We start from the raw sequence: 21,504 nt of genomic DNA on the forward strand, positions 1-21,504 counted from the left end.
TAAGTATATAGGCTTGCATATCGTTTACTCGATTTAGGTCGTAAGATGCCATTGCTATTAATTGTTCCTCAGTACAGCCGATTAATATCTCTCTTAATATCTCATGATTATTTATTAATAGAAATGGAACTCCACCGACGAGATAAGCTTGTCTTACCAATTCTTTGGCCAAGGGAATTTCCAAACCATCAACCTCAATTAATATTTTTTCCCCTCGTTGTAGCTTCACCGAATATTGAATAAGATTTTTAGCGAGTTGTTCAATTCTAGGATCTTTCATTGTTAGTCTCCTTCATAAATTCATTATATTTATTGTTCATATTATTGCTGATTGTATTTGGTTACATGTAGATGTTTATCATACAATAATTTCGTCTAACGTTAATGCATTCACGAACCCTCACTGGCTTAAGCAGCCGGTCGATCGAGCGCAACGATCGGCCTACCGGGTCGAAGACTTAGCCAGTGCAGGGTTTTCCCCTGAGTATGCTCCCCTGCTTCCACATCGGGGGGACCGATACGTGAATGAGTTGTTATCAGATGTCCTTACCATCTTCGAAATTGCTGAGAGCACTTTAGTATTTTAACAAATCAGATTCGTTTAATAAATCCAAGCTTAGTGCCCTCATATCCAATTGATTCATAAAATCTATGGGCTTGTTCACGATTTTTACTAGAAGCTAAGATTATATAAGAGCATAGTTTTTCCATAGCAAAATCCTCGAGTGCATTCATGAGTTTCTTACCAATTCCACTTCCCTGGTACACAGATGAAACAACTACATTTTCTACAAGCAAGTATGGCTGACACTCACCTACAATATCTGGACAAACAATGCCCATGGCTGTTCCAACTACCTTTTCCTCTAAACATGCTACTGCAACATAGTAGTTTGGTTGCTTATGTAATAGGTCTAACTGATATTGGATCTTTTTAATGTTAGATCTCGTTCCAATAAACTCAACGAACAATTCAGACAACTCAAATGGGTCATCTTTTTTTGCCATTCTGACTTTTATGTCCACGCCCTCAGCTCCTATGGTTTATAATCTTGCAAGGATTTCCGATAACGTTAATGTATTCACGACGTCCCACCGACTTAAGGCGACGAAGTCGCCGGGCGCGATGCGCTTAGTCGGTGCGGATGTGTCCGGCTGATTATACTTCTCTACTACTGAAATGCCTCATCGAATCCACATCTAACTCCGGCCGGACCGAGGGGCGAATGCCCCGAAGCGTGAATATGATGTTATTTGATGGATCGGCCCTCTTCTTCGAATAAAGACACGATGTCGGTTCATAAAAAAGCTAAGCAGCTACACTATTATGTAGCTGCTCACTCACTTTTCTTATACTTCTGGATAAAGAGCAGTCGATAAATACCGTTCACCTGTATCTGGAAGAAGTACTACTATGTTCTTGTCTTCGTTTTCCGGTCTCATTGCAACTTGTAGTGCAACATATGCCGCAGCACCAGATGAAATACCAACTAATAATCCCTCAGATCTAGCCAGAAAGCGAGCAGTTTCGAATGCATCTTCATTTCTTACTTGTATAATTTCATCAACAACTGATCTATTAAAGTTATCAGGAACAAAGCCAGCGCCGATTCCTTGAATTTTATGAACTCCCTTATTGCCTCCTGAAAGCACTGGAGAGTCGGAAGGCTCTATTGCGACAATCTTTACTGTAGGTTTTCTTTGTTTAAGTATTTCACCTACTCCAGATATTGTTCCTCCTGTTCCAACACCACAAATAAAGATATCTACTTTACCTTCAGTATCTCTCCAAATTTCTTCTGCTGTCGTCTTTTTATGTATTTCTGGATTTGCCGGATTCTTAAATTGTTGAGGTATAAATGAATCTGGAATAGTTGCCGCTATTTCTTCAGCCTTCTTTATTGCTCCTGACATTCCTTCAGGAGCAGGTGTTAGAACAAGTTCCGCTCCTAGAGCAATCAATAATTTTCGACGTTCGACACTGAAACTTTCAGGAAGAGTGATGATCAATCTGTATCCTAATGCTGCAGCTGCGAAGGCTAGCCCTACACCTGTATTCCCGCTTGTAGGTTCAATGATTACTGATTTCTGATTTATCAAACCTCTTTCTTCAGCGTCTTTAATCATTGCAAATCCAATTCTGTCCTTTACACTGCCTGCAGGATTGAAGTATTCCAATTTTGCAATGATTTTCGATTTAACTTGGTGTTTTCTTGTAAAATTAGCTAGCTCTAATAATGGAGTATTACCTATAAGTTCTGTGAGATTCTTTGCAATTCTGGACAAAGTCATCCCTCCAAGTTATAATTCCAACTAATTTAGTTGGCTTTATACATTACACTATCATCTGTGGTAAAAAAATACAACAAAAAAACCTCAGACCCATGGACGGGTCGAACGACTCGGCTTACAAAAAGGTATTAGGGCCGATCTTTCATATAACGTCTTATCTACGAACTTTGTAAATAATTCCATATGTAGAGTATTCGTGAGTTTATTAAACTATCCTGCCCGTTAGCTTAATGAAATAGCTGCATCATTTTAATTATATATCTAATCGGTAATCGGCTCATATTCTTGTCCTTTTCGGCAATCGGTACAAGTTCTTGTCCTTGACTTGGGACAAGAACTTGTACCGATAAAACAAAAAGCCGCTATAATAGCGACTTTCAATGAGCCTATGTTAATGTCCCTCGACACTAATGGTTCATCAGTTTAATTAACAGTCGTCTAATCAATTTTGTGACCCCCTTAATAAAATTATATCGGGAATGTTATCAAGTTCTTGTAATTCAAGCGCTTTCAAACTACTTGTTGTTTTGGCTATGACTTGAAATCCATACTGCTCCCATGGAATAATTTCGTATACATTTTCCAAGGCAAGCGGTTCATCGTCTACAAGTAGAATTTCCATATATAAATCACCTTTCTGGATGGCTCTCGCGATTTGGGCTCTTATCATATTTGCTTACATTCAAACATACTAACGAAATTTATTCAATTGAATTGTTAGAATACATTTTATTCCATATATTCATTTAAAAAAGATACTATATGGTTGTTCCAATTAAAATGGAAAATACTATCATGACGATAGTGTTTATATATGTGTATTGCCACACACGCCCACAATGTACGGACGTTGATTCAATTAGAAAACAATATCTGTTATGCCTGTTCAAACGCCCGTAATCGTACCGCCTGGCTCCATCGTAACAATTTCAAAATCCATGGGATGAAAAGTGACTTCGTAGTATCTCAACTGTGTGCCCAAACCCATCGGATTCTCCATTAAAATGTGTCAAACCGGCCTGAAGTCCATCAGTCATTCCTGACACATCAAGCTTGGTTTCGACCTGTAGCCCTTTCGTCAAGAGGTATCGTTGGGATAGCCTGCCTGAGAAAAAGACACCCTCGTCAAGAGGTCTGAACGCCTTCAATCGCAAGTGTCCTGATCGTTCGGTGAAAGGCCAGTAAGGAAGTGACGAATTTGATCGGCCTCAACTGTCACCGCTTTAAAGTCATTCTTCCACGGAGCAAACCATTCTAGATTTCACCCAAATAAGGACAGTGATCTATCCATGTTACAGGAATCAGATGCACTTTGTTAAAAATGCCTTTCACTAATGAAAGCTTAGAAACTCCTGAACCTCATGATCTAAGAATCCACCATTGTTGCATTTCATCATTTACTGGAACAACCCATACCAGGATTGGCAGCACCGATGTGCATGCAGCAGACGTGGTTTTTGACTAAACCTCGTATCTCGGGCGACAAGGAGCGAGCAAGGTTTTCTATCACATATTGCTATATAAATTATCTGACGAGTCGGACGACTCGAAAGCGAGAGATGTCCATTAATCGGCATTACAATGAACGCCGATATTGTGTAAATTCAGATCTCTGGCGGAACGCAGCAAATAGCTGCAACAACGAATTTCGATATGAAATTAAGTTCATTTTTTGCTGTATGATTAGGAACGTTGAATAGCTAAAATAGAAATGACATCGCTTAATCAGAACAACCCTCAGGCTATTCGGTGAATAGGTAATAATTAAGACTAGAGGAAGTTAGGATTTACTTGAAATAGTTTGCTAGAATATGGCTTTTATCACCTAATAGGAGGCCAGCCATTTATGGTTAAAGCTCAAATCGCCAAGGGTCCTTTCGAACCCACATTTGAATCGCTAGGGAAATTCGAGTGTCCGGATTGGTTCCGCGACGCGAAGCTGGGAATATGGTCGCACTGGGGCGCACAATCGGTGCCGATGTACGGGGACTGGTACGCCCGAAACATGTATGTCGAAGGTTCCGAGCAATACCGGTACCATATTCGCCATTACGGACATCCGTCGAAATTCGGCTACAAAGATATCGTTCAGCTGTGGAAAGCGGAAAACTTCGATCCAGAATCGCTGATGGATTTGTACGTAGCTGCCGGCGCCAAATATTTCGTTGCGCAGGCGATGCACCACGACAACTTCTTTAACTACGATTCGAAAATCCACCGCTGGAACTCGGTCAACATGGGACCGAAAAAAGATATTGTAGCGCTATGGAAAGCCGCCGCTTCCCGCCGTGGGCTGCCTTTCGGATTGACCGAGCATATGGGAGCGACGTTCAGCTGGTTTAAATTCAACAAGGGACAAGATAAAGAAGGCCCTTATGCGGGCATCCCTTACGACGGAAACGACCCTGCTTACGAAGATTTGTATTTGCCGAATCGCGAGCATTACGATCCGAATAATCTGTCGTCCGAGCCAAGGCCTTGGTATACGGAGAATGCTTGGTGGCATCAGCGCTGGTTCGACGTGACGAAGGAAATCATCGATCTGTACCAGCCGGATCTGCTGTACTCCGACGGCGGGCTGCCGTTTGCCAGCGCATGGGATAAAACGGACGCCTCCTTGGATGATCCTCTCTTCGCAGCCGGACTGCATGCGGTCGCGCATCTGTACAATATGAGCGCAGCGGCAAATGACGGGGTGAATCGTGCGATTTATAACCAGAAAGATCGCAGGCAGGACGTGTACCGTATCGGGATCCTCGACATCGAGCGCAGCCAGGAGCCTGACATCAAGCCTGAGCCGTGGCAGACCGATACTTGTGTCGGGGATTGGTTCTACCATGTAAAAACCGAATACAAGAAACCGGGGCACGTCATCGAAATTCTGATCGATATCATCGCTAAGAACGGCAACCTCCTCCTCAATATTCCGCAGAAGCCGGACGGTACGATTGATGACGAATGCAAGCATATCCTGCAAGAGATGGCCAAATGGATTCGGGTTTGCGAGGAAGGCGTATACGGCACTAGGCCGTTCCGTGTATCGGGCGAAGGTCTTTCCCGCGTCGTCATCGACCATTTCACGGAAGACAGGGTAGCCTGGAACTCTGGCGACTTCCGTTTCACGCAAAAGGGAAATACGCTGTACGCTTTCCAAATGCAGTGGCCGGAGGATCATCGCGCCGTCATTCGTTCGTTGACTCCCGCAGATCAAGTGAAATCCGTCCGTTTGCTTGGAGCAGGTGAAGTTCCGTTCGAACAGTCGTACGGAGCTCTGATCGTTTCACTGCCAGACAGACCTCCGACGCCTTACGTCAACTGCCTGGCGATTGAGCTAAATGGTTAATCCAAAGTCTAAAAGCAAAGCCAGCTGTCGTTATCCGCGCAGCCGGCTTTGTTTTTCAATATGGATGTAAGCTCTCGCTCTATTATATTTTGGCCATCTTATCGATCGGACAACATCAATTCAACTCTAACGTCTATGCCGGCATTCAGCGTTAAGCTAAGATATTTGCCGGATTCATCGTCATTTGCCGTTGCTTCCTCTCCGTTTACCATTCCTTTTATCCATTGAAGGCCGGCTTTTACTTTCATTTCGTTATGGTCTGTCACGGATTGCAAGGTAAAGGATACGATGTTGGTGTCCCAAAACAACTCTTTGACCTCTATCCCGGCCCTTGTCATCAGTCCGTCGATCGATCCCGATTTCCATTCGGAAGGCAGCGCCGGAAGAACCTCGATTTCCCCGGTATTCGAGAAAAGCAGCGCTTCATTCACGGCTCCCATCGTACCGAATAAAGTATCCGTACAATAGCAGTCGCTTCTTCTGTTTGTGTCATGGTCTGTCATCAAGGATTTGTAATAGCCGGAATCCGTCATCATCGGCAGAAGGGAAGAGACAACACCGTCGCCGTCCTTTAATCTGGCGCAGACTAATGCCTTATGCATCCAGCCGTGACCCGCTGTCGCGTCCGATGTATTGTATTTATTCCTGTTCTCTAAAGCGATAATTGCAGCCTTCCTTAATTCCATATTGTTCTGCGTTTCATACGCAGGCCATGCCGGGTAGAGATGGCTCAAATGGCGGTGATCGTTGTTTTCCGTATATTCATTCATCGCCCATTCACGAAGCGCGCCGTCCTTGTCCACCTTATAATCCGGCAGCAGCTCCAGCAGAGCCTCCCATTTGGCAACGGCTGCCTCATATCCTTCGCGCTTTATCGCTTTCTCTATGGCGATGACCATATGAAGTCCATCCCGCGCCGCTGAAATATCCATGGTGGCATTAGCCGTAATCGTGCTGTTGTAGCCGATCGGGTGATTCTCCGGCGAATAGGTAGGGATCAACAAATATTTTTCGCCTGGCTTCAGCGCTGTTTTGCCTCTCTCATAACTCGCATTGCCGCTTAGATCCGTATAGTATTCCGGCGTACATAGCTGTTCCCAGAAATTAGCCTGCTTCGTAAGAAGCGGCAGCAAAATATCCTGCTCCAAATCCAGATATCCCCTGCCGATCAATTGCGTGAATTCCTCATCCGTCAGTCCCCCGTCCCTTACGCTGAGAATCTTCTTCAGATCATGTATTCTCATGTTGGGTTGAATCGGAATTTGCCGGTTGCCGTAGCATTGCCAATACTCGAAGATAGGAAGCAGGCACCAGCTTGCCCCGGCATTCCAATATTGGAAAGGATAGTCATTGTCGTATTCCACTTGCATGCCGCGGTCGCCGTCCGAGTTGACCGATACCTGAATCGCATCATGCATCCCATAAGACATTCGCGCATTGTATTCGAAATCCGAGGTGTTGCGTAGGAAGAATGCGATATATCCAAGCTGCGCGAATGTGAGGTGACCCGTGTTCATAGGAGAAACCTGCAAATTCACGTTGGCGTCGAGCGTATAGATCGCGCGCCAGCCGGGGTTCCACTCTCCGGTCCACATTCCGTATAGCCGCGGCGCGCTTGAACCGCTGCAGCAGATCAAGGCATATCGCCCCTGATTGTAAACCTGCTCCATAAAAGCGTGATTGATTCTGGATTTCGATTCCTTCTGCGCGTGGATAAGCGCCTCGTTGTCCGCGCCTTTGAAATCCTCGTCGCCTTCAAGCGTAAAACGTACGGCGTTAAATTCCGCAGCATGTTTCTCGGCATGCGGCGCAAGGGCGGCGTCATAATCGAAACGACCAGAAAGATCTTGATATTTCTCGGCTGCAGCATTCGTATTTTCGAAAAGTTCATTAACTAGTGCGTATTGCGTCATTCCGGCAAAATCTTCAATCTTCCCCATATCGAATGATCTGTTCGATTGCGTGATGAGATAGACAGCGTCGGCTTCCACCACTTGAATGGCCGGGTTCTGTACCGCGCCGACATTCATCGGTTCATTCGTGTCAGCGAGTTGTACCTGCTTCTTGCCTCCATTAACGACAATAACCTGCGTAAGACCTGCGTATCCTCCGTCAATCAGCTCGCTGCCCGGATAAGACGGATAATTGGCGATCTGTGCGATATAGTCGGCATTCGGGTCCACCAGCTTTCTGTATTGGAGCTCCGTCATCCCTCCCCCGGCTTTGTACAAGCTCGAAATGTCATCGATAGAAACCGTCATGTTAATCTTGGCGCCGGCTGAGGATCGTTCAATCTTCATAATCGAGACATTATCTTCTCTGGACGTAAATGAAGTTCGAATCCACTCGCCGAATTCGTCGGTGAAACGGACACCTGTCTCGGCCGTCTCATAATTCGTCCATCGCTCATACTCGGTTACGGTGCCTTTATTCGTCATGTTAAGTCTGAGCTGATGACCCGGGTGATAGCCGTAGAAGAAGGTTCTCCGCCTTGTTCTGCCGTCCGCGTGGGTAATCTTCCATTGGTCGTTCAGCTGAAATACATTCCGTCTCGCGTCGGCAAGCTGTCCCGTCAATTCTTCCGGGATCTCCCTGGGATCACAGGACGGAAAGTTGAACCACATATATTGAAAAATAATGCTGTCATTATACGGCGATCCTGACATGATGTAACCGTTCTCGCCGTTTCCGCTAACCATCCCTTCCCGCCATGCATGTCCGGGATCCGTTGCCGGCACCTCTGTGTAGGTTCGGGCATAATTTCCTTTATCGTACATTCGTTTCGCTTCCGCCGCTTTAGCCATTTCTTTACTCCCCTGTCCGAAAATAATCACTATGGACCCTATTATAATTGGCGGAAGCAGGTTCATGAATCGTTCAAAACGACATCATGAACAGCAAGATGTCGCAATCTTGCAGCAACAATTAGACAACCAGAGGATGTCCTTGTGTTAACACTGAGACAGCTTTATTATGATAAAGAATGAACTATACCAACGATATCGAATGAGGGGAATGCCCAATGGAGCTCCCAAAAGTAAGTATTGAAAATATGAATGTCAAGCTTTCTTTAGGCGGTCTATTATTAAACGTTCTGTATGTCCGATTCGGGTACTTCCATCAATCCTTTGTCGAACACAGCCACAGCATGAAAAGCTACGAGCTACATTATATTCCCCGGGGCCGGGGAATCCTCGTAGCAAATGGTCTTCAATATCCGATCATTCCCGGCACGCTATACATGACCGGTCCGGATATCGCGCATGAGCAAATAACGGATCTCTCCGACCCCATGGCAGAATATTGCATATGCTTTGAAGTGTTGTCCAATACCGGCAGCGATGATCCGGATCTTGCCTTAATCGCAGACCAATTCGTTCAAACGAGCTTCTGGTTCGGCCAGGACAAACAGAATTTGCTGGAGTTGTTCGAACAGCTATCCCGCGAAACCTCCGACCGCTATATCGGCTGGCATGCGACTGTTCAGAATATAATGGAACAGCTCGTAATCAAGCTCGTCAGGAACTATTCGAACAACTATCCGACAACTTCCGTCATGCCGCTAAAAACGTTGGATGACGAGAGAGTCGTTATTATTGAAAACAGCTTTCTATCAAGCTTTCGCGACATAACCGTTCGGACACTTGCACAAAAGCTTGGCCTAAGCGTGAGACAGACGGAGAGAATCATTCATCGTTATTTTGGCATGTCGTTTACGCAGATGCTGACAAAGGCAAGAATGACGGCTGCCGCGCATCTTCTTCATACAACGACCATGTCCGTGAGTGAAATCGCGCAGCATGTCGGTTTTTCCTCATTGGAACCATTTTGCAACGCTTTCAAGAAGTACTTCAACGTCTCGGCAGGGGACTTTCGCGCTTCAAATCGAAAAAATTATTTGTCCTTCCTTTAAAGTACGGTCAAACCATCTCCAAATCAAAAAGGAACCCTGGATCACTCCAAGGTTCCTTGCCATCAGTGCGATTGCTTTCCTGCAAAATACTTCTTCACGACGGAATAAGCCAGCTTCGGTCTTCGATACCGGTCGACGATTCCCTTGCTGTTCTGCGTTCCCGCGCGGGTCAGCAGCCATCCCGTCCCTTCCGTTACCCTGCAATCGCAAAATTGCCAGATCAGCATGCCGGACAAGAACGGGACGGACGTATACGCCGCCAAATTGCTTTCGATAATATCGGCATGGCGCTCCTCCGTTCCTTTCACCCGGCTCGGGTCGCGATAACCGTAATAGCCGTCTCCCCCGAATTCGCTCATGATCATCGGCTTCCCGAGTCCGCCGGCCTCATCCGCCCAGATCCTCGCCTGCTTGACAAGCTCCAGCGGATCCTCGTCTCCGTACCAGAGCGGATACAAGTTGAACGAGACGATATCCGCAAGATCGAAGCAAAGCTCGCGATCGCGATGATGCGAAGCGAAGCTTAGCGGCCTTGACGAATCCATTGCCCGGATCTGCTCGAGCTGCGTCCGATACATCTCCCGGCCTTCCGGCGTATCGCTTGCGCATTCGTTCAGAATCGCCCAGATGATGATGCTCGGATGGTTGAAATGGTTCTCCACCATCTCCCGGTTGCAATCCTCGCATTGCTTGGCGAACAAAGGATGCTTCATCTGCTCCAGACTAAGGCCGCGCGCATGATTTTCTTCCCATACGAACAATCCCCGCTCATCGCACAAATCAAGAAACCGTTCATCGTTCGGATAGTGGCTGGTCCGTACGGTGTTGGCCCCCATGTCCAGCATCAATTCCATGTCGTGCACCATAAGCGGGTAAGGAATGGCGGCTCCTGCCAGCGCATGATCCTCATGCCGGTTGAAGCCCTTCAGAACAACGTCCTCGCCGTTAACCTGGATACGGCCGTTCTCCGTTGTCACCGTTCGAAAGCCGACCCGCTCGATCAAATCGTCCACGGGAGCATCCTGCCCATCTACATACAGAAGCGCCTTCAGCAAGTAAAGCGTTGGATCACCCGCCGACCACGGATTAACGCCGGGGAACGGTTCCGTCATCGAAAGCTCGACGGTTTCGCCCGGCATCACGCTTGCCACGCCTGCGTCAATGTCCCGGCCTGCCAGACTGAGCTGCAGCCGTGCTTGGCGGGCTCGTTGCCCGATATTTCGTACATAGAGGCTAATCGCGCCCTTCCAGCCTTCAGCGGAACGAATCGGCGTAAACGCAATTCGTTCTATGAACAACTCTTCTTGCAGCAGCTCGATCGCCGCAGGCCGGATCAAGCCGCCATACGTATAATAATCGTTCGGAACATGAAGCGCGGACGATTCGCCGAACGAATTGTCCACAATCACCGCAATCTCATGCGTTCCCGGCTCGACATCCGAAATAACGACGGCGAACGGCGTGTACGCATTATAATGTCGCCCTGCCGGAACTCCGTCAAAGAAGACGTCTGCCGTATGACTCACGCCTTTGAATACAAGCCGAATCGCGCCTTTCCGCGATATTTCTACGATACGCCGGTATACGCCTTTCCCCTGATAGGTCGCAAACTGTGGATGCATCTCCCAGCACCCGGGCACAGGCATCCGGTATTGATAACGGGACGGCAGCCCCTCCTTATCGGTAATCGGTTGAAAATCCCAATCCCCTTCCAGCTCTTGCACATCGCGTATTTCATTCGTTCTAAATAGTCGCAGCAATGGATTTTCCTCCGAACTCTTCACCTAATTCGACGATTTCAACCGCATAGGGGTCCAAGCTTACTTCGGGACCGACGCTCATCTTTGCAGATGGCTCCTATACGTGCCCTTCAGCTCGACCGTCTGCTGCTTTGGCGTCAGATTCAACAGGAACAAATAATTGGCGTTTCCTTTCCAGCAAATCGAAATTTGCACGCCCTCCAGCAAACCGGTAAATCGACCAAGCAACCGTCTCAGCTCCCGCAGGCTCGAGGACATCGCACCATTGACTGCACGAATACGCCTTTCCGTCCTGCATGCGGATCGTATGAACGTCATAGCCGATGGGATCATATTCCGCTACGGTAACGCCCGCTGCCTCGGCTAGATGAGCAGGCAGCGGATGCATCCAGCATACGTTGCTCCTATTTTTGACGCCGGTACGATTCGTCAGGATTAAGGTAGCTCCGTTCTTCACGCAATTCTTCAGCTTGTCCGCCAGTTTTTCATCCAGCAAATAGAGCGACGGCGCAACAATAAGGCGGTACTTGTCCAGATCGTCCGTTGTATTCACGACATCCGTCAGAATGCCCGATTTGGTCTGAGCCCGGTGATAAAGCTTCAAATTGTCGAAATAATTCATGCCTTCTGCCTGAGACTGAATCTCGAACGCATTGTACAAATCATGCGAATGAAGAACGGCAGCCTCCCCAAGCACTTCTGATCCCGCCAATAGAGGAGAAAGCCGGTTCACTTCATCGCATAATATCCGATATTCCTCGAATCGCCTGCCGGGAACATTGCTATGGTCGATTAATCCATGCCAGAATTGTTCGGCGCCATACGGAGCGCTTCGCCACCGGAAATGAACGAGCGTGTCGGCGCGGCGGGCTATACATTGCCACGCGAAGGCCCGGATAAACCCGGGCTGCGGGGTCCGCCACATCGGAAACCAGCATCCGGGAGGGCCGCTTATCGTTTCCATGATCCAAAAATTTTGCCTCTTGATCCCCCGGGTTAAATCGAGCGTTAACGCGCCGCCGTATCCGCGCGATACCGATTTCTCCGGGCTCGTGCTTGGGTAATAATCGAGGGAAGCAAAGTCCAGTTCCTCGCAAAACTTATAATAATCGAGGAAATCGGATAGCTCCAAATATTATGCGTGGCAAAATGGTTTGGGCAATATTTTCGCAGAATATTTACTTGCAATCGTTGAAATTCCACGACGGAATCGGTTTCAAACCGATTCCAGTCGAGCAAATAAGACGGATTCCTGAATTTGGCGCCGCCTAGCGGTGTTGTGATTTGCTCCTAAGAGCTATATTCGCCGCTCCAGACAACCGTGCCCCAATCCAAATTCAAGGCTTCCAATGTAGCGTACTTCTTCGACAGCCATTTCGCGGAACCGGATATTGCATTGCTCGCAATGACACTCGTTCAGGCCGAACTCATTATCGATTTGCCAATCGATCACCGCCGGGTGGTTGGCATAATGAGAAGCCAGCTTCTCCACGATTCTCGTCGATTAGATACGTATGGACGGACTGTTGTAGCAGCGATGTCCGCGAATGCCCGGATACTGCGGATTCAGCATAGCCGTCCGGGGGAAGCACATCAGGAAAGCGCTCCACGAGCCAATTGGGAGGCGTGCAGGACGGCGTGCCGATAACGACCTGGATCCCATATTTCTAGAAGACATCGATTGCATCATCAAGCCAGCCGAACGCATACCGACCTTCCTCCGGCTCCAGACGAGACCAAGCGAATTCGGCAACGCCAATCAGGCTGACTCCCGTCTCCCGCATCAGCCTTGCATCCTGCTCTCACATCGAGCGATCCCAGTGCTCCGGATAATAGTCAACACCCATTCTTATTTCATATCCCCCCTATATCCCAATACTTTCACATTAAAATATAGAACACTTTTTCATTGTGAACCATGATTTTCAGGTCATGGATTAGCATTATATAGCCTCTTGAACGAATGGAAGGAGCTGTTCCGATCCAATAACGGAGTGCCTAATGAATGAATGCTGGTATTCGTCTGTAATACGATCACTTTGGTGCTATAATTATCGAATTTGTGTTGGGGGCTATTCGAAGTTCACGCTTCATTTGACGCTCTCGCGGGCATTGTTCCTGCAGCTGCGTCATCTCGTTTAGGCGCTCGGCGAATGAAGTCTATAAAATGCTAAAAGATGGCTTTATAATCAAGGTAGGTTCTAACTGATCTCGAATATAATTTGAATTACAGAAATGTAAGCGCTTACTAATAGCGGTTGCTAGAGCGTTCTGTAGAAGCGAATGAGGAGGTGATTAGCGAAAGTGTTATTCGTTTCCAACTATATGAAGAGAAGAGGTGTCATTTGATGTCTACGTTCAAGTCCTGCAAGTTATTAATGATCGCATTTGTTTTTATGTTTACAACCGTCTTTACAAGCTTGGGTTCCGTAGTGTCTGCGGCTAATATGACTTGGGATTTCACACAATATAACGCCACTCAAATTACTTCAGCAATGGGTGCTGGATGGAATTTAGGGAACGCACTAGATGCTAATATTAACGGTGTACCTAGCGAAACAGCTTGGGGTAATCCCTTCATCACAAAAGCGTTAGTCCAAAAGGTAAAAGCAGCAGGGTTTAAATCCATTCGGATCCCGGTTACGTATATGAAAAAAATCGGTCCTGCTCCGAATTACACCATTGATTCTGCGTATCTGGCCAGAGTGAAAGAAGTTGTCGATTATGCCTACAGCGAGGGCCTGTTTGTCATTCTCAATATTCACCATGATGGCGCCCACTCTACTACCCCCAATTCTCCTTCAGATAATTGGCTGTTGCCGAATGCAAGCGATCAAAATACGATTCGTGACAAATTCAGAAAGGTTTGGCAGCAGATTGCCAACACATTCGTCGATTACAACGAGCATTTGATCTTCGAATCGATGAACGAAGTATTCGATGGAGTGACATATGGCGGGGCACAGCCTGACCTCACGATTTATTCGAACATTAATACATTGAATCAAATCTTTGTGGACACCGTGAGACTGACCGGCGGAAACAATGCGGCAAGATGGCTGTTGATTCCAGGTTGGAATACGAACATTGATTACACGGCAGGCAACAATGGCTATACTGGTTTTGTGCTTCCAACAGACTATAACAGATCAAGTACAGTTCCTAGCTCCGAAAAGAGAATCATGATTTCTGTACATTATTACGATCCTTACTTCTTCTGCCTAGTAGAAAACGAAGGCGCTACCCAATGGGGAGCAACAGCCGATCCTGCCAAAAAAGACTCTGGGGGACAGGAAGCCCACATGGAGTCACAATTCAAATCCATGTACGATAAGTTCGTAAAACAAGGTTATGCTGTAGTCATCGGAGAATACGGTGCAATAGATAAGTCGGCGTATGACTCGTCCAACAATACCTATCGTGCAATTTGGACAAAAGCAGTTGTCTCAACTGCGAAAAAGTATAGCTTAGTTCCTGTATGGTGGGATAATGGAGCCAATTTGGGTTTGATTAACAGACATAACCTAACAATAACACAGCAAGGAATCATCGATGGCATCATGAGCGGAATAGGTAATTATTATAGGATCGTCAACCGCCATAGCGGCAAGGTTCTGGATGTAAATGGCTCCTCAAATGATGATGGCGCTGCTGTTAATCAGTATACGTTTACTGGAGGCTACAATCAGCAATGGGAATTGCTAAATGTCGGACTTAACAATTATGAACTCATAAATCGTAATAGCGGCAAGGTACTGGAAATCGGGGGTTGGTCTAATTCTGACGGAGCTACAGCTCAACAATGGGCACATTCTGGTCTTGGCGGCTATAATCAACATTGGCAAATGATTAATATAGGCGGTGGTTATTTCGAATTTAAAAATGCTGCAAGCGGCAAGTATCTTGAAGTATTCGGTTGGTCTACTAATGATAGTGCACCAGTTGGTCAATGGTCACTAGGCAATCAGTATAACTTTAATCAGCAATGGCAGTTGGTTCCGATTAACTAAATAAAACCCTAAGAAACGCAAAACAACGAGTGTGGAAGATGTAGCGAACGTAAGCGTCAAATAGCTCCCATTGCTAGGCTAGGTGGGGGCTATTTCGTATGATTAGGTCAGCCAGAGAAGCTATGGAATTGGAACCATCTTGGGATTGACGGCTAAATCTAGTCCAGTCGAAAAATGAAAAAGACACCAGGGCTTCGCAAGGAAGCAACCCGGTACCTTATTGTCATCTTACCTTTTCTAAACTTCTTGAAAAATGTACCGAGTGCCGAACCTACCATCCCATCACTGCTTTAATATTAGCAACCAGCTTGTTTGCAGTTTTGGTATTGGTCATTCTGCACCTACACCGTCTACCGACGATTGAACGTCAAACTTCATAGCCTAATTATTCGTATCGCCGGTTTCATTCGAATAAGCTGCAACTGCTTGCTCCGTCTGCCCTAACGCAACCTGGTCGCCTTCATCGTAATTTGCTCCTCCGTGCCTCTAAATTTGATCTCCGCCCCCGCTGCCGGACGATTCCAACCAAAGCGTGTCATTATAAAAACACGGTCCTGCCGATCGGCTTTACGAAGTATTACTTGCTATCGCAGCCTTTTCGTTTCGCCTGGCGCAATACGGACGGCTTCGCCATCTGCGCTAACCCAAACCTCAAGGGCATTCGGATTATGAACCATTCTTCGATCAATCGAGAAACGGAGAGCTTTGAGCGCATTCTGATAGGATACGATGTCCGTCATCGACGCTTTCCAGATCGATTCCTCGCCGACAAGCAGTTCGCCTGCCCTGTCCATCAGCTCCCAGTTATCATCGTGGTCGAATTCGTAGCTGTGGCCCCAAATGAACAATAGCTCCATGCGGCTAAACCAGCTATCAGAAGCCAGCAACTGTTCGATTTTCTCCAACATGTCCTTGTGGTGACAGGTCGGATGCCATCTCAGTGGATCATCCGGCATGTGGAAGCCTCCGTGGCTCTGGACGGTTCGGGCATATTCGATGCCGAGCGCCGGCAGCGAGCGAACAACGCGGTCGTTGTAGGTGCCGAACGGATAACTCATGCCGCGTACAGGGTATCCCACAATTGCCTCCAGATTTCGGCGGTCATCGATCAGCTCCTCCGCAATCTGGTCGTCCGGGGACTGTTCCAGGAATGGATGCGTGACGGTATGGGCCGAAATCTCGTGGCCGCGATATAAGTCCGCCGCTTCTTCGGCACGGATGTATCCTTCCTGGCCGAATTTGCCGGAATTCAGATGAAACGTTCCTTTGAGTCCATACCGGTTAAACGCCTGCACCAGCCTCCTGTCTTGATCGCGGCCATCGTCAAAACTAAACACGATCGCCTTGCTAAGCCCTCCGGGGAATCGGTCGAATCGAATGCTCACGTTTCCCATTATGACTCCTCCTCGATTGAGTACTACATTACAACGATAATAACATACGACTAATAGTAGGCCTTGATTTGATAGACATGAAATAGCATGATATAGACATTACACCTGAAATACCTCCGAACCATTACGGTCGGAGGTATCTAGTCCCTGAAGAGGTTTATTTTTTCCCTTGATCATGCGGAACCGTAACGGTGGCGGATGCTTCCGTAACATTCCCTGCTTGATCTATCGCTTTATAAGCAATCATATAAACGAGAGGCTCTTTTCCTTTTGCTTTTTTGGCCAGCAGCTTGAATTCCGTATCGAATGTGCCGAAATCGGCTCCTTGTACCATGGTTTCGTAGCGGTCGACGGCTGCACTCGGCGTAATGGACACCAGTTCCACCTGAGACAGCTCAACATCCGTTTCAACAGTTGCCGTTACTTTAACCAGCTTGTTGTTGGCCGGCCACAAGGTTTCCTTATCCAGGACAACTTTCAGGGTTGGAGCAGCCGTATCAATGATCAAGCTTCTGTACGCCCATTCCGACCAGGCGCCCCCATTGTCCTTCAAGCGAACCCGGATCGACCAATTTCCGTCCGCCAATCCATTCAAGGTATATGAACCGGATGCGCCCGCCATTTCGCCGCTGTCCACATCAACCGTCTCGAAGCCGTTGCCGGAGGCTTGAACCTGATAAACTGCCTGAACATCCGCATCGTCGGAGTCAAGGAACGTCCAGTTAAGCTGCGGACTGTTCAGATTGATCGCCTGCCCATCCTCATACGAGGTGATCGAGGCGGATGGAGCCGAATTGCCGTTTCCTGTGCCAGTTATGCTTGTGCCGTTCTTGGTAATCGTGTATGTGACCACCTTGCCGCTCCAGAAGTGGAACGTCAGATTCACGACTCCGTCATTCGTTTCCGAGAAGAATCTCGATGTAAGCCTAATTCTTTCATTGGCGTAGTCCGGGTTGTAGGCATCATAAATTTCCTTGTACGAAGTCCAATCATGCGGACCGGCATTGCCGCCATCGGCGTATTTAGCCTCCATCGTAGCGATTCGATCGCCGTTGAAGGCTGTAGGAATATCAAAGCCTTGGGAGGTTATCGTGCCGGAAACGCTTGACAACCTCGCTGTATCATAATAATTAACGTACAGCTTCCACGCAGGACCCGCGCTGAAATAGGCCGACAATACCGCTTTCTGGCCTAATGCGCCTGTAGCGAGACTTGAAAGATAGCTTGCTTTGAGCGTTAATACGTCCCCGTCCACCGTATAGTCTGTGCCGGGTTCGAGCGTTTGATCGCCATTCTTCAGCGAGACAAAGCTGTTGCCGTTCAGGTTCAAGGTGACCGATTGGTCGCTGACCGTCTCCCCGCTCTTGATGAAGATCCGATCGAAAGACGTCGTCGAAGTGCGGCCAGTCAAGCTATGCATAATAATTTTGAATAGCTCCGGGTCACTCCACTCATAGGTTATCCGGTTAACGTATGGGCCGTAATCCCAAAACATCGTCGCAATGCTCTTCGACTGCGTAGCATGGAGGAAGTGTTCGAAATACTTGAGCATCTCTCCGCGCTCTACAGTTTCCTCTCCCTTACCGTAGCCGAGTATTCCATATTCGCCTACGACAACGGGAATGCCCTTCGATACGAACGTATTATAGACATTGTTAACCGTTGTATCGATATCGTTTTTTACTTTGGCATCAAACGTTGTGTAGCCTGCGATGTTTACTGAGAAATGCCACAAGCCGTAAAAATGAACGGTAGCGATTATGTTCGGGTCGTTCAACTGTTCTATCGTGGCTGCAAGCGAATCCACATATACTTGGCCGGCATTCGTCACCAGCGTCGGAAGTACAAGCGGACGAACCCCGTTATTGCCACCGGACTCTCTTACAATGTTGAAGAAGGCCGTATTCAATTCATCGAGCAGCGACATTTGCGTTGTGTCTGCAAGGTTGTTGCCGAAATACGGCTCGTTGATGCTTTCAAACATCAGCTTGTTGGAATAATTCTTGAAAGTGTTGGCGATTTGCGTCCAGACCGCCGTGTATTCGGCTACGACTTGGTCATGGTTCGTGTCCATCGTGTAGACCCATTCCACCGAGTCGTGGTGCATGTTGATCATGACGTACAGGCCGGCATCGAGCGACCAGTCGACAATTTGCTGCACCCGGCTCATCCATTCAGGATCAACCGTATAGGATGGTGCAGGTCCCGTGTGCTGATACCAGGTCACGGGAATCCGGATGCTTTTGAAGCCCTGGTCGGCAATTTGTTGAATAAATGCCTGGGTGACAACCGGATTGCCCCAAGACGTTTCATCCGAGCCTCTCGCATCCAGGGAATTCCCCAGATTATATCCGGGCTGCATCTCGTTGACATAGGACTGCATAGGCGTTTGCACCGTCGCCCCCTGTTTAATATCGCCGCGTACGATGCCCATACCGTTCGTTCCGATATAGACCCGGCCGTACACTTGTCCATCACCGGTAATCGTCCCTCTTGCATTCGCGAATTGATGCTGATCGTCATTAATGCGGATCCAGCTCGCTCCTTCGTCCTCCGAACGGTAGAACCCGAACTTGTCGCCGTTCACTCTCATACCGGCATAGATCGTTTTATACGTTTTGCCTGGCGCTTCTTTGCCGAAACCGACGGATACCGCTTCGTCGACGCCGACTACCTTCTCGAAGCTCGCTCCTGAATCCGTCGAACGGAATAGTCCATCCGAGCTGGCAAGCCAAATATCGCCTTCGACCGAAGGAGAAGCCTTGAATTTGCCATTCAGATTATTGGGCAGTCCAGAAGCAGCCGAAGGCGTGAAGTTGGCGCCGCCGTCCGTGCTGACATAGAACTTCCCTTCATGGAACCCGTAGAATTTGTCCGGATTGACACGGTCCGAAGAGACCATCGCGCCTTGTGGGATGCCTATCGATGCCGTCCACGTCTGGCCAAGGTCGGTAGAGAAGCTTACCGGCCGGACGGCGTTGCCATTCGGAGCCCATACGATCGTATCGCCGTTCGCGCTGACCGCGACCCATCCTCCGCTCGTGTCGTCGCCGTTCTCCGCCTGCCAAGCATTGGCCGCCGGCTCCCAGGTGACGCCGTTGTCTGTCGATACGCCCATCCGCGGTTCTTGGTTCGATGCATTGCCGACTCGCACGATCAAGTTCGGATTCGTCTCCGCGTAGTCCAGATCGTTGCTTGTTCCGATATAAGGATTCCTGATCATGTGCGGCGCCTTATTCAGGTCTTCATGACGGAACCCTCCGATATCGCCCATCGCGCTGATCAACGGCGCCCCGGATGGAGGACTGATCAACCCCAGAATCGCCGTTTCTTCAATCCCGTTCGCCATGACGGAGATCCGGATTTTCTCGCCCTTGTCGAGATCGGTCATGTTCTCGGAGCCGAACAGCGTCGCTCCGGTACCGTACAAGATCCGGTCGGAGTTAAACGGATCGATCTCCAGGTCGCCGATCATCCAGCCCAGCTTCGGCGAGGTTTCCGGGTCGGTCTCCGGGTCGCGCTGAATGCCCCAATCGAGCCATGGCGAAATCGAATAATCGATCGTGTACCGGTTGTCCCGCTTCGGATGTGAGGTGAACTCCCACAACGAATTCCACGTTTCCCCGCCGTCTGTACTGCGGTAAATCGATTCCTCCGGCCACCATTTGTTCATCGTGGCGACCATCAGCGTATCGGGATGCTGAGCGTCGACGGCAAGACCGCCGTACGGATTGCTCGTATTGCCGGCTCCGCCCGGGCTGATATCCGTCCACTCCCCCGTCTTCGTGTCCAGCTTCCATATCGCGCCATTGCCGCCGAGGTACGGTCCAATCGTCGAGTTGTACGATACGTAGAGCATACCGTTGGAACCCAGCGTTCCGTGGTGGGGCAGGAAGCCCTGCTTCGGCTGGCCCGCTACCGGCTCCCAGGTGGCGCCGCCGTCGACCGACTTGTAAATGCTCGTCTGCGTGTCCGCCAAGCCGACATAAATCGTCTGCGTCGCATGGCCCGCAGAGCCTGTCGAAGGATCGAAGGTGACCCATACGGGGCCGACATTGCCGCCGTAGTCATCATTTACGTCGCCGACCGGAGTGAAGCTGCTCACCTTATGCCATGTAGCCCCATAGTCCTCGCTCTTCCACAATCCGTTCACGTTGCGGGCTCCCAGGTAGAGGATCCGGTTATCGTTCGGGTCGACAGCCAGACGTTCGCCCATGGAACGGCCGGGCATGTTGCCGCCGAATTTGAACGGCATTTCCGTCTTCTCCCACGTTTGCCCGCGGTCCTGCGAACGAAGAATGTAGCCGTTCGACTGCACCCAGTCGTTCGAGTAGGTGCCGGCTGCAATATAGACGCGGTCCGGATCGACAGGGTCGGTAGCTATACTCTCCACGCCCGACAGGTTCCAGTCTTCCAGACTCACCCATTCCAGCAGCTGAATCCATGTCTTGGTCGCCGAGTCCCAGCGATACGCGCCCCCCATGTCCGTGCGGGCATAGATGAGATCCTTCTCCTTCTCGTTGAAAATAATGCCCGGAATAAATCCGCCGCCGACGATCTTCACCCTGCCCCAATCATAGGCTTGCGTTGTCACCGGCACAGTGTCCGATTGTACGGTCGCCGATGTGCTTCCAGTCAAATCCGCTGCGAATGCCTTGTCGGGGGGCGCCAAGGAAGGGCCCATGCTTACCGTCAATGCGGCGGCCATGACCAGAAGTGAAGCGGACTTACATAAGGAAATCATTTTTTGGGTGAAGCCACGCGAAATTTTCCTTGTTTTCATCAAGCTAAT

General features: G+C 48.7%; 13 protein-coding genes and 2 pseudogenes. 3 read left to right on the plus strand and 12 right to left on the minus strand.

The features are described from left to right. From DP091_RS18845 to DP091_RS18860, 4 genes are all read right to left on the minus strand, one after another. Positions 1 to 280: aminopeptidase (locus tag DP091_RS18845; RefSeq protein ID WP_181469857.1), on the minus strand; the 280-nt coding region annotated here is incomplete at its 3' end. Between the two features lie 311 nt (positions 281 to 591). Next, positions 592 to 1,026: a GNAT family N-acetyltransferase gene (locus DP091_RS18850; RefSeq protein ID WP_113059742.1), complete on the minus strand. Its 435-nt coding sequence runs from the start codon at positions 1,024 to 1,026 to the stop codon at positions 592 to 594. Positions 1,027 to 1,350: 324 nt separating this feature from the next. Then, entirely contained in the window at positions 1,351 to 2,286 is a 936-nt protein-coding gene (gene cysK / locus DP091_RS18855) for a cysteine synthase A (protein ID WP_113059743.1), read from the minus strand. 448 nt (positions 2,287 to 2,734) lie between these two features. Beyond that, on the minus strand, positions 2,735 to 2,914 hold the full coding sequence (locus DP091_RS18860; RefSeq protein WP_181469858.1) for a response regulator: 180 nt from the start codon (positions 2,912 to 2,914) through the stop codon (positions 2,735 to 2,737). Positions 2,915 to 4,138: 1,224 nt separating this feature from the next. Between DP091_RS18860 and DP091_RS18865 the strand changes: the two genes are divergently transcribed. Then, entirely contained in the window at positions 4,139 to 5,635 is a 1,497-nt protein-coding gene (locus tag DP091_RS18865) for an alpha-L-fucosidase (RefSeq protein ID WP_113059745.1), read from the plus strand. Positions 5,636 to 5,733: 98 nt separating this feature from the next. Here DP091_RS18865 and DP091_RS18870 read toward each other — a convergent pair whose 3' ends face one another. Further along, a complete protein-coding gene (locus DP091_RS18870; protein ID WP_113059746.1) occupies positions 5,734 to 8,439 on the minus strand; it encodes a glycosyl hydrolase family 95 catalytic domain-containing protein in 2,706 nt (901 codons plus the stop codon). Between the two features lie 218 nt (positions 8,440 to 8,657). Here DP091_RS18870 and DP091_RS18875 point away from each other — a divergent pair, with 218 nt between their 5' ends. Beyond that, on the plus strand, positions 8,658 to 9,548 hold the full coding sequence (locus DP091_RS18875; protein ID WP_113059747.1) for an AraC family transcriptional regulator: 891 nt from the start codon (positions 8,658 to 8,660) through the stop codon (positions 9,546 to 9,548). Between the two features lie 62 nt (positions 9,549 to 9,610). Here the strand turns inward: DP091_RS18875 and DP091_RS18880 are convergent, their stop codons facing one another. The 5 genes and pseudogenes from DP091_RS18880 to DP091_RS31930 form a co-directional block, all read right to left on the minus strand. Next, on the minus strand, positions 9,611 to 11,308 hold the full coding sequence (locus DP091_RS18880) for a glycoside hydrolase family 2 protein (RefSeq protein WP_113059748.1): 1,698 nt from the start codon (positions 11,306 to 11,308) through the stop codon (positions 9,611 to 9,613). Positions 11,309 to 11,405: 97 nt separating this feature from the next. Further along, positions 11,406 to 12,041, minus strand: coding sequence for a beta-galactosidase trimerization domain-containing protein (locus DP091_RS32350; protein ID WP_373456933.1), 636 nt, complete (start codon positions 12,039 to 12,041; stop codon positions 11,406 to 11,408). A 51-nt stretch (positions 12,042 to 12,092) separates the two neighbouring features. Further along, positions 12,093 to 12,592: pseudogene (locus tag DP091_RS32355) on the minus strand (beta-galactosidase); the annotation flags it as partial. A 13-nt stretch (positions 12,593 to 12,605) separates the two neighbouring features. Then, a complete protein-coding gene (locus DP091_RS32360; RefSeq protein WP_181469860.1) occupies positions 12,606 to 12,800 on the minus strand; it encodes a beta-galactosidase in 195 nt (64 codons plus the stop codon). Continuing rightward, positions 12,739 to 13,092 (minus strand): annotated as a pseudogene (locus tag DP091_RS31930) (beta-galactosidase). The gene DP091_RS32360 and the pseudogene DP091_RS31930 overlap by 62 nt, the downstream one beginning before the upstream one ends. 564 nt (positions 13,093 to 13,656) lie before the next feature. Between DP091_RS31930 and DP091_RS18910 the strand changes: the two are divergent. Continuing rightward, complete coding sequence (locus DP091_RS18910) at positions 13,657 to 15,318, plus strand: cellulase family glycosylhydrolase (RefSeq protein ID WP_113059754.1); 1,662 nt, start codon at positions 13,657 to 13,659, stop codon at positions 15,316 to 15,318. Between the two features lie 584 nt (positions 15,319 to 15,902). Here the strand turns inward: DP091_RS18910 and DP091_RS18915 are convergent. After that, entirely contained in the window at positions 15,903 to 16,712 is an 810-nt protein-coding gene (locus DP091_RS18915) for a polysaccharide deacetylase family protein (RefSeq protein WP_113059755.1), read from the minus strand. A 157-nt stretch (positions 16,713 to 16,869) separates the two neighbouring features. Then, positions 16,870 to 21,456: a cellulase family glycosylhydrolase gene (locus DP091_RS18920; protein ID WP_373456934.1), complete on the minus strand. Its 4,587-nt coding sequence runs from the start codon at positions 21,454 to 21,456 to the stop codon at positions 16,870 to 16,872. Positions 21,457 to 21,504 lie beyond the last annotated feature (48 nt).

Origin of the sequence: Paenibacillus sp. MDMC362 (assembly GCF_003269305.1) — a bacterium.
GTDB lineage: Bacteria > Bacillota > Bacilli > Paenibacillales > Paenibacillaceae > Paenibacillus_AQ.

What these genes read in the sequence shown, in the direction of transcription:
- DP091_RS18860 (WP_181469858.1), bottom strand. Translation starts at nt 2,914, where the DNA reads ATGGAAATTCTACTTGTAGACGATGAACCGCTTGCCTTGGAAAATGTA.
- DP091_RS18865 (WP_113059745.1), top strand. Translation starts at nt 4,139, where the DNA reads ATGGTTAAAGCTCAAATCGCCAAGGGTCCTTTCGAACCCACATTTGAA.
- DP091_RS18870 (WP_113059746.1), bottom strand. Translation starts at nt 8,439, where the DNA reads ATGGCTAAAGCGGCGGAAGCGAAACGAATGTACGATAAAGGAAATTAT.
- DP091_RS18875 (WP_113059747.1), top strand. Translation starts at nt 8,658, where the DNA reads ATGGAGCTCCCAAAAGTAAGTATTGAAAATATGAATGTCAAGCTTTCT.
- DP091_RS18910 (WP_113059754.1), top strand. Translation starts at nt 13,657, where the DNA reads ATGTCTACGTTCAAGTCCTGCAAGTTATTAATGATCGCATTTGTTTTT.
- DP091_RS18915 (WP_113059755.1), bottom strand. Translation starts at nt 16,712, where the DNA reads ATGGGAAACGTGAGCATTCGATTCGACCGATTCCCCGGAGGGCTTAGC.
- DP091_RS18920 (WP_373456934.1), bottom strand. Translation starts at nt 21,456, where the DNA reads ATGATTTCCTTATGTAAGTCCGCTTCACTTCTGGTCATGGCCGCCGCA.